Annotated in this window: 14 protein-coding genes; 4 read left to right on the forward strand and 10 right to left on the reverse strand. The window is 65.6% G+C overall.

The window, feature by feature from the left end; translation table 11 throughout:
• Nucleotides 1–49: 49 nt before the first annotated feature.
• From Q368_RS0110975 to Q368_RS0111010, 8 genes are all read right to left on the reverse strand, one after another.
• On the reverse strand, nt 50–1,744 hold the full coding sequence (locus Q368_RS0110975) for a nickel-dependent hydrogenase large subunit (RefSeq protein ID WP_029459118.1): 1,695 nt from the start codon (nt 1,742–1,744) through the stop codon (nt 50–52).
• A 74-nt stretch (nt 1,745–1,818) separates the two neighbouring features.
• Nucleotides 1,819–2,763, reverse strand: coding sequence for a hydrogenase small subunit (locus Q368_RS0110980; protein ID WP_029459119.1), 945 nt, complete (start codon nt 2,761–2,763; stop codon nt 1,819–1,821).
• Nucleotides 2,764–3,111: 348 nt separating this feature from the next.
• Nucleotides 3,112–3,972, reverse strand: coding sequence for a M15 family metallopeptidase (locus tag Q368_RS0110985; protein WP_029459120.1), 861 nt, complete (start codon nt 3,970–3,972; stop codon nt 3,112–3,114).
• Between the two features lie 235 nt (nt 3,973–4,207).
• Nucleotides 4,208–4,831 carry a C-GCAxxG-C-C family protein gene (locus tag Q368_RS0110990; protein WP_029459121.1) on the reverse strand — a complete coding sequence of 208 codons (624 nt, stop codon included), beginning with the start codon at nt 4,829–4,831 and terminating at the stop codon, nt 4,208–4,210.
• Nucleotides 4,832–4,926: 95 nt separating this feature from the next.
• Nucleotides 4,927–5,448 carry a rhodanese-like domain-containing protein gene (locus Q368_RS0110995; protein WP_029459122.1) on the reverse strand — a complete coding sequence of 174 codons (522 nt, stop codon included), beginning with the start codon at nt 5,446–5,448 and terminating at the stop codon, nt 4,927–4,929.
• Entirely contained in the window at nt 5,430–5,927 is a 498-nt protein-coding gene (locus Q368_RS0111000; RefSeq protein WP_052360113.1) for a MauE/DoxX family redox-associated membrane protein, read from the reverse strand. Before Q368_RS0111000 ends, Q368_RS0110995 begins: the two co-directional genes overlap by 19 nt.
• Nucleotides 5,928–6,148: 221 nt before the next feature.
• Complete coding sequence (locus tag Q368_RS0111005) at nt 6,149–7,435, reverse strand: citrate synthase (protein WP_029459124.1); 1,287 nt, start codon at nt 7,433–7,435, stop codon at nt 6,149–6,151.
• A 186-nt stretch (nt 7,436–7,621) separates the two neighbouring features.
• Nucleotides 7,622–8,491, reverse strand: coding sequence for a formate dehydrogenase accessory protein FdhE (locus Q368_RS0111010; protein ID WP_029459125.1), 870 nt, complete (start codon nt 8,489–8,491; stop codon nt 7,622–7,624).
• Nucleotides 8,492–8,857: 366 nt separating this feature from the next.
• Here Q368_RS0111010 and fdnG point away from each other — a divergent pair, with 366 nt between their 5' ends.
• The 4 genes from fdnG (at nt 8,858) to Q368_RS27280 (ending at nt 15,944) form a co-directional block, all read left to right on the forward strand.
• Complete coding sequence (gene fdnG, locus Q368_RS0111020) at nt 8,858–11,896, forward strand: formate dehydrogenase-N subunit alpha (RefSeq protein WP_156955688.1); 3,039 nt, start codon at nt 8,858–8,860, stop codon at nt 11,894–11,896.
• 56 nt (nt 11,897–11,952) lie between these two features.
• Nucleotides 11,953–12,693, forward strand: a complete 741-nt coding sequence (locus tag Q368_RS0111025; protein WP_029459128.1) for a 4Fe-4S dicluster domain-containing protein — start codon at nt 11,953–11,955, stop codon at nt 12,691–12,693.
• Nucleotides 12,694–12,949: 256 nt separating this feature from the next.
• A complete protein-coding gene (locus Q368_RS0111030) occupies nt 12,950–13,870 on the forward strand; it encodes a formate dehydrogenase accessory protein FdhE (protein ID WP_029459129.1) in 921 nt (306 codons plus the stop codon).
• A 475-nt stretch (nt 13,871–14,345) separates the two neighbouring features.
• Nucleotides 14,346–15,944: a calcium-binding protein gene (locus Q368_RS27280; RefSeq protein WP_156955689.1), complete on the forward strand. Its 1,599-nt coding sequence runs from the start codon at nt 14,346–14,348 to the stop codon at nt 15,942–15,944.
• A 112-nt stretch (nt 15,945–16,056) separates the two neighbouring features.
• Here the strand turns inward: Q368_RS27280 and metW are convergent, their stop codons facing one another.
• Both metW and metX read right to left on the reverse strand, forming a co-directional pair.
• A complete protein-coding gene (gene metW, locus Q368_RS0111040) occupies nt 16,057–16,662 on the reverse strand; it encodes a methionine biosynthesis protein MetW (RefSeq protein WP_029459131.1) in 606 nt (201 codons plus the stop codon).
• The gene (metX, locus tag Q368_RS0111045) at nt 16,652–17,845 is read right to left on the reverse strand and encodes a homoserine O-acetyltransferase MetX (RefSeq protein ID WP_029459132.1); all 1,194 of its coding nucleotides are present in this window, start codon (nt 17,843–17,845) and stop codon (nt 16,652–16,654) included. The genes metW and metX overlap by 11 nt, the downstream gene beginning before the upstream one ends.
• Between the last annotated feature and the right edge of the window lie 32 nt (nt 17,846–17,877).

Genomic DNA, 17,877 nt, shown 5'->3' on the forward strand with positions numbered 1-17,877 from the left:
GGAGAACCCGGCCGAAGCCGGGTTCTCCGATTACGCGAAGGGACGGGGTTTAGACAACCCGGAACTTGAGGATCTCGTTGGTCTCGGGCTCGATGACGTGCACGCCGCAGGCGATGCAGGGGTCGAACGCGTGGACCGTGCGCAGGATCTCGACCGGACGCTTGGGATCGGCGATGGGCGTGCCAATCAGCGCCTCTTCGACCGGGCTCTTGTCGCCCTGGGCGCCGCGGGGACCGAGGTTCCAGGTCGAGGGCACGACGAGCTGGAAGTTGTCGATCTTCTTGCCCTTGATGCGGATCCAGTGGGACAGCGCGCCGCGGGGGGCTTCCGCAAGGCCGACGCCCTTGGACTCCTCGGGCATCTCCCACTTGGCGCACAGGGTGTTGTCCTTGGCGCCGCTGTCGGCCATTTCCTTGATCCACTTCTCCATGTTGGCGCAGACGATGGCGGTCTCGATGCCGCGGGCGGCTGTGCGGCCGAGCGTGGAGTGCAGGGCCGTGGCCGGCACGGACAGCTTGCCGAGGACCATGTCCACGGTCTTCTTGAATTCCGGCTGTCCCTTGGCGTAGGCGACGAACGTACGGGCCAGGGGGCCGACTTCCATGGCCTTGCCCTTGTAGCGGGGGGCCTTCATCCAGGAGTAGTGGTCCTTGTCGTCGAGCTTGGTGTATTTGGGATCGGTGACGCCGTCATAGGGGTGCTTGCCGTCGCCGCCGGGGGCGTACCAGGAGTACTTGACGTCCTCGTAGATGGCGCCGAGGTCCACCTTGTCCACCTTGCCCAGGTCGCGTCCCGTGATGAGGCCGGCTGGGAAGTAGGAGCTCTCCATGTGCTTCTCGGGCGAGCTCTCGTCCGTGGCGAACTCGCCGAAGGACAGGTAGTTGGTGGTGCCGCCGATGCCGCCCCAGTCCTTGTAGAAGCCGGCCACGGCGAGCAGATCCGGGATGTAGCACTCGTTGATGAACGTGCAGACTTCCTTGGTAAGCGCCAGATAGTTGGCCAGGGGATCCTTGGTCAGGCCCTGGTAGTTGGAGCAGCCGCCCACGACCGTGAACTGGGTGTGGGGGTTCTTGCCGCCGAGGATGGCCATGGCGCTGGCGGCCTTGACCTGCATGTGCAGGGCTTCCAGGTAGTGGGCCGTGGCGATGAGATCGAGCTCGGGCGGCAGGTAGTAGGCCTTGTGCCCGCCGAGGAAGTAGGCGTTGGTGAAGATGCCGAGCTGCCCGGACTCGACGAAGGCTTTCAATTTGTCCTGGACGGCCTTGAGGGTCGCCGCGGAGTTGCCGGGACGGGCCGGGGCCACGGAGGCGGCCAGCTTGGCGGCTTTCTGCGGATCGGCCTTGAGCGCGTTGGTCACGTCCACCCAGTCGAGGGCGTGCAGGTGGTAGAAGTGGACGAGGTGGTCATGCAGGTACTGGGAGGCCATGACCAGGTTGCGCATCATGCGCGCGTTGGCCGGGATGTTGACCTTGACGGCGTCGTCCACGCAGCGGGTGGAGGCCAGGGCGTGGACATAGGTGCACACGCCGCAGGCGCGCTGGGTGAAGTGCTGGGCGTCGCGGGGGTCGCGGCCCTTGAGGATGATTTCCAGGCCGCGGAAGAGCTGGGAAGAGCTCCAGGCGTCCTTGACCTTGCCGTTTTCGACTTCGACCATGATCCGCAGGTGACCTTCGATCCGGGTAATGGGGTCGACCACGATGGGTCCGGTGAAGGTGGATTGCGGCGTGGGTTTGCTCTCAGCCATGTGCTTCCTCCGTCACGAAGCGTTCGCTGCTGTTTGAAGGGTTCCGGGTACTGGCCGTCACGAAGCGGGGCTTGCTAGCCCTGCTCGTAGAAGGGGGTCATGGTGTCCCAGAAATCCGGCTCACTGCAGCCAATGCAGGGATGGCCGGCCTGGACGGGCCAGTTCACCTGGTTAAACAGCACTTTCGGACAGTTGTTGTAGGTCACGGGACCCTTGCAGCCGAGTTCGTAGAGGCAGAAGCCCTTCTTGGCCTCTTCGGAATCGAAGGAGGGAGCGAATTCGGAAGCCTCGAAATGCTTGAGCCGCGGACAGTTGTCGTGGACGAGCTCGCCGTAGAAGATCTTCGGCCGGCCGTTGTCGTCGAGTTCGGGGAGGCCCTTTTCGAGGACATGGACCACGGCGCCGACGAAATTGATGGGGTTGGGCGGGCAGCCGGCGATGTTGATGGTCTTGACGCCCAGGGCTTCGGCCACGCCTTTGGCCTGGCTGGGATTCGGCTTGGCCTTCTGCACGCCGCCGAAGGCGGAGCAGGTGCCGATGCAGATGATGCCCTTGGCCTTGGGGGCGATCTTCTTTGTGGTCTCGAGCATGGGATGGCCGGAAACCATGCCCCACTGGCCGCCGTCGATGGTGGGCAGGCCGCCCTCGACCACCAGGTAGAATCCGTCCGGGGATTCCACGGCCTTGTGCAGGGCGTCCTCGGCGGCTTCGCCGGCCGCGGCCATGATGGTTTCCTGGTAGTCCAGGGAGATGGTGTCGAGAATCAGTGCGTCGATGTAGGGCTTGATGGTCCGGATCGCCGCTTCGGTGCAGCCGGTGCATTCGGCGTTGTGCAGCCACACGACGGAGGGGCGGCGCTTGGCCGTCAAGGCCTGGGCCACCTTGGGCGCGAACGCCGGGCCCATGCCCATGGCCGCCGCCACCGTGGCGCAGAATTTCATGAAGTCGCGGCGGGAGACGCCGTTCTGCTCGAGCCGTTTTTCCGCATCATCCCTGCCAAGACCCACGGAAAAGTTCATAAACGTCCTCCTTTGTTTTCAAAAAGGACACGCCCGCAGCCATGACGCATCGGGCCTGTCGCCTCCATCCCTCGTGCGCGCGCATCGGGCCGACTGGCGGCATGCCCGCCGACCCGTTGCCGGCGATCAAAAAATCTGCCAGCCGGATTTCGTGTTCCCTGTCGCAGTAAATCACGCCTTGCACGCGACGTCAATGGGGTTTGCCAAAATTTTCACGTGATTCAAGGGTGTTACGGCGAAGGTATGGGGGGAGAAGTAGAGGATATGAATTAAAAAAAAGTATGCAGCATGTCGCACACGTGACAAAAGCGCTGCCCGGCGATGTCGCCGTGCGCGAGGCGAAAACGCTCAGCGCGCCGGCCGCAGCAGCCCGTCGATGGACGCCAGCGGCGGCGTTTCGCCCCGCGCCAGGCGCGCCAGCAGGATCAGTTCGGGCCGGTACTCGAAGTGCATGAGGTCGAACTCCGCCCACTTGCCGCCCCAGATGAAACCCTCGGCCTCGAACGCAGCGACCACGGCCTGGGGAAAGGCCCGGCGCACGGCGAGCATGTTCTTGCCGCGCGGCAGGTTGCGCCAGTAGGGGTTGCCCCGGGGGCTCACGTCCACGGCCGCTGCGAAGCTGTGGGCCGAGAGCCTGTCCGTGCCGGCGATCACGCGCCAGACCATGCCGCCCGAGGCCGGGAGCAGGAATTTGCGGATGCCGGGATCGGCGGCGGCAAGCGTCTCCAGGCGCGTGGCCACGCGCGAAAAGGCGTCTGCCGCGCCCTGGCGGGTGTTGAAGGGGATGGACTGGTTGAAAAAGCGCACCGGCTTCAGGGACGCACGCACGGCGGCCTGGTCGTGGCCGTAGAGGGCGAAGAAAAGCGCCTGCGCGCGCTGGCGGCCGGGCGAGAACCACAGCGGCGGTTCGCTCGTGACCGGGCCCAGGGGATAGGGTTGGGCGAGCATGGTCTTGATGTCGGGGTCGTCCACGGACGTTTCGGGCGTGCGCGCCCGGCCGTCGTCGTAGGGCAGGCGCGTGCCGTCGGCGAGCACGACCGTCGCGCGTCCCCCCGGCCCGACCTCGATGGCGCGCAGTACGCCGGGATAGACGGTGGCCAGAACGGACAGATCGCGCCGGGCTTCGGGGGAGAGGGTCTGGGCCGGCGTCTGGCTGGCCCACAGCAGGCAGCAGAGCAGAAACAGGGGGAAACGGACGCAACGATGCATGGCGGTTAGCTCCTTGCGGCCGGCAATACCGCCGCCGGACGGCCGGGGCAAGGGGCGATGCCGGCAACTGGAAAAAGCGAATGTTCTAGGAAGGTTTCGTGTGCGCCGTTCGCCGCGATCCCCGGGCATGGGGGTACGCGCAGGATGCGCTCCGGAGTGAAAGCCGTATCGGGATTCAAAAGGGTGTGAGCCCGTTGCCGCCGGAGACTTCCCCCCTGCGTACGTTGCGGCGGGTCTAACGGCAGAAAAAGGACAGCAGCCACTTGATGCGGCCGCACAGGCGGCCCTGGCCGCCGAGGTCCGCTTCCGGGCAGTCGAGCAGTTCCGGGCGCAGGCGCAGGACGGCGCGCACGGCGAGCTGCGCCCCGAAGCCCGTAAGCTCCGCGCACTGCGCGCTGTGGGCCGCCTTGTCGTCCTTGACCGGCTTGGTGAGCACCCGGCAGCAGGCGGATTTGTAGCGCCGCGTGAACGCCTCGTGGATGGCGGCGGATTCGCGGCGCACGGCCGCGCGCGTGGCGGCGTGGCCGCCCTTGGCGCAAAGCGCCCCCACCGCCAGGCAGGCCCCGGCTATGGCCCCGCACAGGCAACCGCGGTCGCCGAGCCCGGCGGTCAGACCGGCCGCGAGGCCCACGGCCTGTTCTTCGCTGACGGGCGAACCGAAGCTCTCGTTGACCGCGACGAGGATGGCCTCGGCGCACAACAGCTTGCGGTGGGAAAAAAGGGCGGAGGCTTTTTCGCCGACGGCCTGCGCCAGGGCCTCCTCGCGGGCCGGGCGGTCCGGTTGGGGCGCATGCGCCGCGGCCTGGGGGGCGGGCATTCGCGGCAGGGAATTGCGACGGAAGAAATCAAACAACAGCATGCGTACGACTCGCAACGAACCAGCGGTTTTCCCGGAATCGGGAGGTCCAGGAGGGGGGAGCCCCCTCCTGGCCGCCGGAGGCGTGCTCCGGTCCCTTATTTCGCCGCTTCCACAGGGTAGCCGGCGCCCTTCCAGGCGAAGATGCCGCCAGGGTAGCGCACCACGTTCTTGTAGCCAAGCTTTTTGGCCCAAACCGCGCCGTTGTGGCTGCGCGTGCATTTGACGAAGCCGCAGTAGACCACGATGGTCGCGTCCTTGTCGGGGCCGAGCAGCTTGGCGTAGTCCGCCTCGGTCTTGCCGCCGGTTTCCTTGGCGTCCCATTTCTCCATGTCCGGGATGGGGAAGACGAAGCTGACAGCGCCGGGGATGTGCTCCTTCTTGTAGCTGTCCTCGTAGGGCATGGTGTCCACGATGACCATCTTCTTGCCCGAGTCGAGCCACTTCTTGAGCTCTTCGGTGGAGACCAGGCCGTAGCCGCCCTTTTGCGTGTCGCGCACGAGCTTGACGGCCTCTTTCTCCTTGGCGGTCTCGTCTTCGAACTTGTCGGCCAGGGCCGTTTGGGCCAGGCAGAAAACAGCGAGGACGACCAGGGTGGGGATCAGTTTGACGGTGCGCATGCGTGCTCCTTGCCGGGGGTTGAGGTTTTGCGGCCGTTGCCGCGGAGGCGTCTCCAGGCCGCGCAGTAGGCCACGCCGGCGAGCATGGCCAGGTCGCGCCACAAGGTGGGCCACAGGCCGTGATAGACCTGGCCCTCGGGGTCTTCCGGGCCGTAGCAGCCGCAGTCGATGTCCAGTCCCTGGCGGATGGCGTTGACGACGACGCCGATGAAAAGCAGCAGCAGCCCGCCGATGACGGCGAGGCCGCCGGGCGCGTCGCACAAGAGCAGGAGGCCGCCCGCGATCTCGAGCACGGGCAGGGCCACGGCCACGGGGTAGACGATGTCCGTGGGCAGGATGGCGAAGGCTTTGATGGTCAGGGCGAAGGCGCGCACGTCGGCGAGCTTGAGGACGCCCGCCGCGATGAAGGCGACGGCCAGGGCGGCGCGCACGGCCCGGTAGGCCCAGAGGGAGACGAGCAGGCTGCGGAGTTGTTGCATGGTTGGGCGTCGCCTGGGCTCCCGCCCGCGACCTTCCATCCTTACCATGCGGTAATTCTACTGGCCAATCGATAGGATAAATCGTTTCGGGCCGAACGGATAGGCTGCGCCTTTCGCAAAAGGGCGTTGCCCCCGTTGGGGAGGTCCAGGAGGGACACTGTCCCTCCTGGCCGCCGGAGGCCTCTTTATCTCTTCTCTTACCCTTTTCCCCTCTCTCTTCCCTAGCGCTGGTCGAGCGGCACGTAGGCCCGGCGCGGCGGGCCGATGTAGACCTGGCGCGGCCGGTGGATGCGCGTGGTGGGGTCGCGGTTTTCCTCGCGCCAGTGGGCGATCCAGCCCGGCATGCGGCCGATGGCGAACATGACCGGGAACATGTTGACCGGGATGCCGAGCGCCCGCAGGATGATGCCGGAATAGAAGTCCACGTTGGGGTAGAGCTTGCGGCTCTTGAAGTAGTCGTCGGAAAGGGCGGCCGCCTCCAGTTCCAGGGCGATGTCCATGAGCGGGTCGCTCTTGCCGGACTGGAAGACGAGGTCGTGGGCGGCCTTTTTGAGCACCCTGGCCCGGGGGTCGAAGTTCTTGTAGACGCGGTGGCCGAAGCCCATGAGCCGTCGTTCCTTGCGCTTGACCAGCTCCAGGAAGGATTTGACCCTGTGCTTGCCGGCGAGGATCTGTTCGAGCATGTCGATGACCGCGGCGTTGGCCCCGCCGTGCAGCCGCCCCCACAGGGCGCAGATGCCCGAGGAGACGCTGGCGAAGAGGTTCGCCTGGGTCGAGCCGACCATGCGCACCGTGGAGCAGGAGCAGTTCTGCTCGTGGTCGGCGTGGACCACGAGAAAGAGCGACAGCGCCGAAACGGCCTGCTGCGTGGGCTCGTAGTCGCGGTTGGGCACCGAGAACATCATGTGCAGGAAGTTGCGGCAATAGCTGAGGTTGGGGTCCGGGTACATGAAGGGCAGGCCCAGGGATTTGCGGTAGCTGAAGGCGGCGATGGTGCGCACCTTGCTCACGAGCTTGCCCACGGCCAGCATGAAGTCGTCCATGGTCTGGATTTCGAGCAGTTCGGGGTGGTAGTTGCCGAGCGAGTTGATGACGGCAGACAGAATGGCCATCGGCTGTCCGCCCGGCGGGAACCCGTCGAAATGATGGAGCAAGCCTTCGTGCAGCAGCTCGTGTTCGGACAGCAGCGAGCGAAATGCCGTACGTTCTTCGGCCGTCGGGAGCTTGCCGAAGATCAGCAGCATCGCGGTCTCGATGAACGAACTTTTCTCGGCCAACTGCTCGATGGGGATGCCGCGATAGCGCAAAATGCCCTTTTCGCCGTCGACGAAGGTGATCGACGACAGGCAGGAGCCGGTATTGCCGTAGCCGGGGTCGAAGCAGAGCAGCCCGGCCTCCTTTTCCAGGGAGGTGACGTCGATGCCGACCTCGCCTTCGCTGCCCACGGTGACGGGCAGTTCCAGGGATTTTTCGCCGTAGGTCAATGTGGCGGTTTTGACTTCGCGCATGAGGCTCCTCGTGTCCGGAGGTGAGGGGAAGAGAACGGCCGCAAGCGGCGCGACGGCTGCGACGCCGCATGGCCAGGAAATAAGTATAGAAAAAAAATTCGGTCTTGTCTTCACCGGATGCCGGCCGCAAGCCGGCCGGTACTGCGGGCGGAGAGCGGACGGTCTGTGGCGCGGCTGGAAGGCGGTTCAGGCCCAGGGCATCTGCCGCCAGTCCATGACGGCGGGTTGGTGGCCGTGCTGGCGGGCGAGCAGTTCCAGGGGAGCCAGGGCCAGCCCCGCCGCCTCGGGCGGGTAGTCGGCCAGCGCCTCGTCGGCCAGTTCGGCCAGGTAGTGGTTGCAGCGCCGGCAGACCACGACCCGCTCGCTGTCGAAGCCCGGCACGGCATAGACCTGCGCCGAGGGGCCGGGGGCTTCGCAAAACGGGCATTCCCGCCGGGTAAAGCGCCAGGTCGCGGCGCAAAAGGAGCAGGTCATGACGCCGCCCGAGGCGTCGCGCCGGAGATGCCCCGGCCAGGAGCCGCACACCGGGCAATAGCCCCGGTTCCAGGGACTCTCGGCCACCGCCCCGGCCAGACGCCGGCCCCGGGCCATGGCCAGGGGGGCGAGCAGTTCGGTGATCCAGAACACGAGCACGCGCGCGTCCACTCCGATGCCGTTGGCCGCCCGGATCAGACCCTGGCTCCTGTCGCGCAGGCAGTCCCGGGCCGCCTGCTCCACGAATCCCTGCCGGACCTGCGCCGTGCGGGCGATGACCGCGAGGTCGCCGCGCACGTCGCGAAAACCCGCCGCAAGGGCCGGCTGGAGCACCTCGAAGGCGCGCTCCAGGTCGCTGCCGTGCAGGGGAAACTCGTCGCGCGCCTCCAGGCACGCGCCCTGGGCCAGGCGCACCGGGTCCGGCCGCGGGGCCGGCCGCGCCGCATCCGCGCCACGCAACACAGCCACCAGCGGCTCCCGGGCCAGCAGCAAGCCGAGGAACGGATCGACGAAGGCCCGGACATGGGGGCGTTCGCGGCGCAGCCGGTCCACGGCCTCGGCGAAAGCGGAAACATGTTCCATGACGACTCCTTGCCGGCGCGTCCCGGGCGAATCGGGCGGCCGGCAAAAGCGCCTTTGGCGTGCCAACAATCCCCGCGCCCGTCAACCGGCGGTGGCAGCGGCAAAGACACGGAAACTTCGATCGGGTTGTCGAATTTTTTGATTGTATTTAAAATAGCTTAATAGGTTTTTAGGGCAAAAACCCGCCCCTAGTGGGGTATTTTTCTTGGAAAAACCGTGACGGTTAGTGCCAAAGCTCAAGCAATTCGGATTCCTTTGACCCCTCCCCACCCCTTTTCTAGGAAAGTAGTGTGCCTGATTAGACATAAGTTCGTACGCCGGACGGAAGGCCGCCCGGCGTTTGCGGAACCGGAAAAAGGAGGCGGTATGGGCATTTCCCGACGTGGGTTCATGAAATTGACGGGGGCCGGGCTGGCCTGCCTGGGGCTTAGGGACCTCGGGCTCGATCCCCGTCCGGCGGCGGCGTACGCCACGAAGCTGCGCATCGAGGGGGCGAAGGAATATCAATCCACCTGTCCCTTCTGCTCCTGCGGCTGCAGCATCCTCATGTTCGTCAAGGACGGCAAATTTTTAAGCTCCGAAGGCGATCCGGACTATCCGATCAGCGAAGGCGCGCTTTGCCCCAAGGGCGCGGCCTTCCACGCCATGCACGTGAGCCACCACCGCATTCTCAAGCCCCGCTACCGGGCCCCCGGCAGCGACAAATGGGAGGAAAAGGACTGGGACTTCGTCCTTTCCCGCATCGCCCAGCGCGTCAAGGAGACCCGCGACCGCGACTTCATGGAGAAAAACGAGAAGGGCCAGACCGTCAACCGGGTCGAATCCATCTTCCAGCTCGGCACGTCCCAGATGGACAACGAGGAATGCGCCGTCAGTCACCAAATGCTCAGAGGCCTGGGGGTCGTCCATTTCGACCATCAGGCCCGTATCTGACACTCGCCCACTGTACCGGCTCTGGCAGAGTCGTTCGGACGCGGCGCGATGACCCAGCATTGGATTGACATCAAAAACGCAAACTCCATCCTCATCATGGGGAGCAACGCGGCAGAGCACCACCCCATCTCGTTCAAATGGGTGCTGAAGGCCAAGGACGCCGGGGCCACAGTCATTCACGTGGACCCGAAGTTCTCCCGCACGTCCGCCCGCAGCGATTTCCACGTGCCGCTTCGTTCCGGCACGGACATCGCGTTTCTGGGCGGCATGATGAAGTACATCATCGAAAACGAGCGCTACCACAAAGACTACGTGGTGGAATACACCAACGCCGCCTTCATCGTGGGCGACGGCTTCGACTTCAAGGACGGGCTGTTCTCCGGCTTCGACCCGGCGACCAAGACCTACGACCAGAAGAAGTGGGCCTTCGCCATGGACGAAAACGGCGTGCCGAAGCGCGACAAGACGCTGGCCGACCCCCGCTGCGTCTTTCAGCTGCTCAAGAAGCACTACGCGCGCTACGACATGGACACCGTGTCGTCGATCACGGGCGTGTCCAAGGACAACCTGGAAAAGGTCTATTCGATCTACACGGCCACGGGCAAACCGGACAAGGCCGGCACCATGATGTACGCCCTGGGCTGGACCCAGCACAGTGTGGGCGTGCAGAACATCCGCTGCGCCGGCATCATCCAGCTGCTTTTAGGCAACATCGGCGTGGCCGGCGGCGGCGTCAACGCCCTGCGCGGCGAGCCCAACGTCCAGGGCTCCACGGACCACGCCATCCTGTGGCACATCCTGCCCGGCTACAACGCGGTGCCGAACACCAAGTGGCCGACGCTCGCGGACTACAACAAGGCCAACACCCCGGTCAGCCACGACCCGAAAAGCGCCAACTGGTGGCAGAACAGGCCCAAGTACATGGCGAGCCTGCTCAAGTCCTGGTTCGGCGACGCGGCCACGGCGGAAAACGAGTTCGGCTACGGCTGGCTGCCCAAGGTCGAGCCCGGCGTGGACTACGCGAGCCTGTACATCTTCGACCGGATGTACAAGAACAAGATCAAGGGCGGGTTCATCTACGGCCACAACCCGGCCCAGTCCATGCCCAACACGCACAAGATCCGCAAGGCGCTGACCCACCTCGACTGGCTGGTCGTGGGCGAGGCGCACGAGACCGAGACCGCCGCCTTCTGGCGGCAACCGGGCTACGACCCGAAAAACGTCAAGACCGAGGTTTTCCTGCTGCCCTCCTGCCAGCGCGGCGAAAAGGACGGCACCACGTCCAACTCCGGCCGCTGGCACATGTGGCACTACAAGGGCTACGAACCCATGGGCGTCAGCAAGCCCATGGGCTGGATGGTCGTCGAGATCACCAAGCGCGTGATCGACCTGTACAAGAAGGAAGGCGGCGCCTTCCCGGCACCCATCGTCAACCTCGACTGGTACAAGGAATACGACGCCGACCTGATCGCGAAGAAGATCAACGGCTGGTACACCCGCGACGTCACCGTGGGCGACAAGAGCTACAAGAAGGGCGAGCAGGTGGCGAGCTTCGCCTTCCTGCGCGACGACGGCTCGACCCTGTCCATGAACTGGCTCTACACCGGCTGCTACGGGCCCGCGGGCAACCTGGCCAAACGGCGCGACCACTCGCAAACGCCCCTGCAGGCGAAGATCGGGCTCTACCCGAACTACTCCTGGGCCTGGCCCGTCAACCGGCGCATCATCTACAACCGCGCTTCGGTGGACCTAAACGGCAAGCCGTTCAACCCGGCCAAGACCGTCATCGTCTGGGAGAACGGCAAGTGGGTCGGCGACATCCCCGACGGCCCGTGGCCGCCCATGGCCGATCCCAAGGGCAAGTACCCGTTCATCATGCATACCGAGGGCCACGGCCAGCTCTACGGCCCCGGCCGCGTGGACGGGCCTTTCCCCGAGCACTACGAGCCGGCCGAGACCCCGGTCACGACCAACCCGTTCTCCAAACAGATGCACAACCCGTGCATCAAGATCATCGACAGCGACATGGACGTGCTCGCCAAGCCCGGCGACCCGCGCTATCCCATCGTGCTGACGACCTACAGCCTCACCGAGCACTGGTGCGGCGGCGGCGACACGCGCAACACCCCGCCGCTGCTCGAGGCCGAACCCCAGCTCTACGTGGAGATGAGCCAGGAGCTGGCCAAGGAGAAAGGCATCAATAACGGCGATCCGGTCGTCCTCGAGAGCCTGCGCGGCAAGGTCGAGGCCATCGCCATGGTCACCGTGCGCATGACCCCGCTCACCGTCCAGGGCAAGACCGTCCACCTCGTGGGCATGCCGTTCTGCTTCGGCTGGACCACGCCCGGAGTCGGCGACGCCACCAACCGGCTCACCGTGTCGGTCGGCGATCCCAACACCACGATTCCGGAGTACAAGGCCTGCCTCGTCAACGTGCGCAAGGCCGACAAGGTGACGGAACTGTACCGCTAACACGCGTCCCGGCCGGGGGCCTTGCGGTCCCCGGCCGGACTTATACGGAGCGCGCCATGCCCAAGACCTTTTTCATCGACACCTCCCGCTGCACGGCCTGCCGCGGCTGCCAGGTGGCCTGCAAGGAATGGCACCAGCACAAGGCCGTGCCGACGAAACAGACCGGCACGCATCAGAACCCGCCGACGTTCACACCGTTTAACTTCAAGATCGTGCGTTTTTCCGAGCACAAGATCGACGGCCGCGTGGTCTGGCTGTTCTTTCCGGACCAGTGCCGCCATTGCATCAATCCGCCCTGCAAGGATGCGGCCGATGCCTACGTGCCCGGGGCCATCATCCAGGACGAGGCCACCGGGGCCGTGCTCTACACGGACCTGACCAAAAAGCTCACCATCGACCAGGCCCAGGAAGTGCACGACGTGTGCCCCTATAACATCCCGGTGCGCGACCAGGATTCGGGCATGCTCACCAAGTGCGACTGGTGCATCGACCGCCAGCAGGCCGGCATGCTGCCCGCATGCGTGAAGACCTGCTGCACCGGCACCATGAACTTCGGCGAGCGCGCGGATATGCTGGCCCTGGCCAAGCAGACCCTGGCCAAGGTCAAGGAGTCGCACCCCAAGGCGCAACTCCTCGACGAGGACTACCTCGGCGTCATCTACCTCGTCACCGAGCCGCGCAACCTCTACTATGAATACGCCGAGCGCCGCGTGCCCGAAAAGGCCCCCCAGGGCCCGATGTCGCGCCAGGCGTTCCTGGCCATGCTGGCCCGGCCGGTCACCCGGATGCGCGGCTGAGCGGAGGGGGAGGCAAAAGGGGCAGGAAAACGCCTCCGGCGGCCAGGAGGGGCGACGGCCCCTCCTGGACCTCCCGCAAGGGCGACGCCGCCGTCATGGCTGCGCCCGGAGCGAGGAAGAGGAAGGCCGCAGGTTTCTTGGTGCAACCCCGTAAGGCCATTCCCGAACGGAACACGAACCGGATTCGACTCCCTGCCGCGCGGCTGCCATCTGCCAGTGGCGGCCGCGCGGCCGTTTCGCAACAAAAGGACGTCCCATGCGCATTCCCCCGGACATGACCCTCACGTCCCCCGACTTGCCCGATGTCCCGCCGCCGGCGGAACTGGCCGACGTCATCGCGCGTTTCACGACCCTGGCGCGGCTTCGCCGCGAGGTCGCCGAAGCCTTGCCGGACGCCCCGGTGGGCGTGCTCTACGATCCGGACCGTTTCGCCGCCGGCGCGCCGCTTCTGGCCGATGTCGGCCCGGCGGACCTGGGCGCGGATTTCCTGCGCGCCGCGAGCCTGCTTTTGCCGCGCCTGGCGGAACTTTTCCCGCCGCTTTCCAAGGACGCCGCCGTGTTGGCCCAGGCCCTGGCCATGGGGCCGCGCCTGGCCGCGCCGCTCTTGACGGCCCTGGCCATGGGCGGCGAGGCGGACATCGAGGCGCTGGCGCAGGAGATGGACATCGCCCCCGGCGCGCTGGTTTTTTGCGCGCGCGAAGCCCTTGCCGCGACGCTTCGGGCCAGGGCGCGCACGCTTTCGCCCATGGCCGACGACGTGCTGTGGCAAAAACCGTCCTGCCCGGTCTGCGGCGGACCGCCGGACTGCGGCATGCTCAAGGAGCAGCGCGAACCTTCGGAATTTCTCGTGGCCAAATCGGGGAGGCTTTATCTCCACTGCGCGCTGTGCGGCCATCAGTGGCGTTTCCCCAGGCTCAAGTGCGTGGCCTGCGGCGAGGGCGAGCAGGAAAAGCTCGACGTGCTGTTCCCGGCCGGCCGCGACCGCGAACGCATCCACGCCTGCCGGACCTGCGGGCACTACCTGATCGTGCTCAATCGTGTGGAGACCACGACGGACACGGACCTCGACGCCGCCCCGGCGTCCCTGATCCACCTCGACGCCGCAGCCCAGGCCCGGGGGTTCGCGCCGATTTGCGACACGCCCTGGAACCACCTGGAGGCTGCGCAACCGGAGTAGGGCCGTTTCCCAACCGCCCTCCCGGCGCGTTTCGAGGAGCCGCATCCGAGAGGAGGTTCCTTTTTCTTGCAGGAAGATGGGCACGCCTCACGCGGCGCATCGCCTGCGCCGCCGCCCCAAGGGCGCGACGCCGCATGAGCGGGTCGCGCCCTTTTTGCCCACCGCGACACGGCGTACCGGGCGTCGCTTCCCCTCTCGAACACCTTCATTTCTCCCAGACCAGCCAGTATTGGTTCACTTTTCTCATTCGATGGCCATAAACATATGAACGATCCTGGTCGATAGGTTTTCTATGAATGTGTGGCTGCATGTATATAGAAAATGAAGGCCGCAACCTCGGGTGAAATAAGAACGTATAATTGATTGAATGCGGAGTCATGTTTGAGCATTTTGTGTATTGAGTAATGCATGAAAACTGATATGCACTGCATCTTCCCGCTGCGCTGTCATGAAGAAGGCATAGAAGGAGGAATCCGTGTCCGAACCAACAGGAGCGCTCCAGTTTGTTTCGTCCCTCCAGGCGCCGGCATCCGAGCCATCCGCTTCAGCCGCGAAACAACAAGCCTCAGCCGTTATCGTTGCGAAGCAGGCCGAGTCCGACCACGCCGCGTCCCCCGCAGCCGCCGGCGATACCGTCGTCCTTTCCGACCAAGCCCGGCAACTTGCCGCGACCGCAGCCGCCGCAGCCCAATCCGTGACGAGCGACGCAACCGTGGCAACGGGCATCGACCGGCCCCAGGGGGGCGCCACTCTTGTCGGCACGGCCACAACAGCCTCGGGGCGGCAGGTGACCGTAGAAAAATACGGTTCTGCCGCCGCGGATACGGGCAATGGCGCACCCCGCTCAGGCTACATGGTGACCATTGCCGGCAATGACGCCACGCAAGGGCAAACCTTCCTGCTGCACGGCGACGCCATCCTCAACGAGGATGCAAGCGGCGCCCTGCACCTCGCCGCCTATGCGCCCGGCAGGGAAAGCGACGGCGACGACATCATCATCGGCCTCACCCCGTCCGCCTTGCGCGGCGGCGCAGGCGACGACACCCTCTTCGACCTGAGCGAGGCCGGTGCCGAAAGCATCAGCGGCGGTGCGGGCGACGACACCATCATCGTGGCCGGCAACGGCGTCATGGCAAACATCGACAGCGGCGACGGCAACGACGCCGTCGTGGTCAAAGGCACCGTCCTTGGCGGCAGCATCTCCCTGGGCGAAGGCAACGACAGCCTGCAAGCCGGCACACTGAACGGGGCCGTCTCGCCGTTGACTCTGGATACCGGCGCAGGCAACGATAGTATAAAGGCAAGTTATATCGGCGTGGGCGACGGGCAGGTCAATATCGACACCGGGGCCGGCAACGACAGCATCGATGCCGCCTACATCGGTCTTGCCGGCGGACAGGTCAATATCGGCACGGGCGACGGCAACGACGCCGTGCATGCGAGCTGGATCGGCCTCGCGGTGGGCGGAAGCGCCGCACAGGTCAATATCGATACAGGAGACGGCAACGACAGTATCGATGCGAGTTGGATCGGCACCACGGTCACCGGGGGCAGCGTACAGGTCAACATCGACACCGGGGCCGGCAACGACAGCGTTCATTCGAGCTGGATCGCCACTGCCGTCAGCGGCGGAGGGGCGCAGGCCAACATCAGGACCGGAAGCGGCAACGACAGCGTCCATTCGAGCTGGATCGGCACCGCCGTCGCGGGAGGCGGCGCGCAGGCCAATATCGACACCTCCGGCGGCAACGACAGCAGCCGCGTCGGCACGTCCCTCCATATTGCAGTTGGTGGCGGCAAGGATTACGTGCATGCCGGCCTCACGGGGCTGCGCACCGCTGCCGGCCTGCGTCAAAACGTCACGCGCGCCCTGATCCGCAACAGCGAAGCCATCCTTCTCGGCGGCTCCGGCAATGATTTGCTGGTCGGCGGCTCCGGCAATGATTTGCTGGTCGGCGGCTCCGGCAACGATCTGCTGGTCGGCGGTTCCGGCAATGATCTGCTGGTTGGTGACGGCGGCCACGCCCATCTTACCTTGAAGGCGCAGCAGGCCTACAAGATGCACACCTCGTAACCCGGCGGCCGTCCCGGCCAGGACTTGCCCGGTGTTTCCTTTTCGGGAGGTCCAGGAGGGGCCGTCGCCCCTCCTGGACGCCGGAGCCTCTTCCCTCTTTCTCCCCGGCTCTCTACCCTTCCCGCCGACGCAGCAGGAACATGCCGTAGGTGGCCAGCAGGTTGGGAAAAAACTTCACGACCATGCCCTTTTCGTGGTGGTGCGGCGTGCTGATGGCCGTCTCGCGCGCGATGACGAAGCCTTCCTTGCGGCAGAAGCGCCGGAAATCGCGGATGGTGATGACGCGGATGTTGGGGGTGTCGTACCACTCGTAGGGGAGTTCCCGCGAGACCGGCGCGCGGCCGCGAAAGAGCAGCTGGCCCCGGATGCGGTAGTAGGCGAAGTTGGGAAAGCTCACGATGCCGCGACGCCCCACGCGCAGCATCTCGCGGATAAGGCTCGCCGGGTCGTAGACCTGTTGCAGCGTCTGGGACAGGATCACGTAGTCGAAGCTGCCGTCGGCGTAGTCCCGGACTTCCTCGTTGATGTCGCCGTGCAGGATGGAAAGGCCTTTTTCGATCCCGCGCGTGACCTTGCCCTCTTCGGCCTCGATGCCCGTGCCGCGCACGTCCTTGTCCACGGACAGGATGTGCAGCAGATCGCCCGAGCCGCAGCCGAGGTCCAGCACCTTGGAGCCCGGCTCGATCCAGGAGGCGATGAGCGACAGGTCATAGCGCATGGCCGGCCTCCTTGGCCGCGTCCGCGGCCGCCCGGTCGAGGAAGCTCTCGAGCATGCCCGACAGCCTGGCGTTGGGGAGCAGGAAGGCGTCGTGGCCCCATTTCGCCTCGATTTCGACGAAGCTCACGTCCAGGCCGTTTTTCTTCATGGCCTGCACCATGGCCCGGGACTGGTAGGTCGGGTAGAGCCAGTCCGAGGAGAACGAGGCCACGAGGAAGCGGCAACGCGCCTTGGCGAAGGCCGACACGGCCGAACCACCGCCGTGCGCGGCTTCCAGGTTGAAGTAGTCCGCGGCCTTGGTCACGTAGAGGAAGGAGTTGGCGTCGAAGCGGTCCACGAACTTCTGGCCCTGGTAGCGCAGGTAGGATTCCACCTGGAAATCGGCTTCCTCGAAATTGAACGAGATCTCGCAACGGTCCTGGAGCCGGCGGTCGAACTTCTGGCGCATGGATTCGTCGGAGAGGTAGGTGATGTGCCCGATCATGCGCGCCACGGCCAGGCCGTGGCCGGGGTTCTCGCCGTCGTAGTAGTCGCCACATTGCCACTTGGGGTCGGCCATGATCGCCTGGCGCGCCACCTCGTTAAACGCGATGGCCAGTGCCGAGTGCTTGGTGGTGGTGGCCAGCGGCACGGCGGAGCGCACCATGTCCGGGTAGCGCACGGCCCATTCGAGGACCTGCATGCCGCCCATGGAGCCGCCGATGGCGCACAGGAGTTTTGCAACGCCCAGGTGCTCCACCAGACGCTTTTGCGCCCGCACCATGTCGCCGATGGTGATGACCGGGAAGGACAGCCCGTAGGGGCGGCCCGTGGCCGGGTCCACGGACGAGGGGCCGGTCGAGCCCATGCAGCCGCCGATGACGTTGGAGCAGATGACGTAGTAGCGCTCGGTGTCGATGGGCTTGCCCGGGCCGATCATGAGGTCCCACCAGCCGGGCTTGGCGTCGGCTTTGTCGTAGTAACCGGCGGCGTGGGAGTCGCCGGTCAGGGCGTGCAGCACAAGCACGGCGTTGGATGCGGTTTCATTGAGCGTGCCGTAGGTCTCGTAGGCCAGGGTCACGGGGCCGAGCGTACGGCCCGATTCCACGGTCAGGACGTCCGGCGGCGCGGCGAAGGTGAAAAACCGCTTTTCCACCCGTCCCACGCTCGTTCCGGTCTGCGCATGTTCCACGTATTCGCTCATGGCTGCCTCTGCCTGGTCTCCTACCAGGAAGG

Origin of the sequence: Solidesulfovibrio alcoholivorans DSM 5433, from assembly GCF_000702665.1 — a bacterium.
Lineage (GTDB): Bacteria > Desulfobacterota > Desulfovibrionia > Desulfovibrionales > Desulfovibrionaceae > Solidesulfovibrio > Solidesulfovibrio alcoholivorans.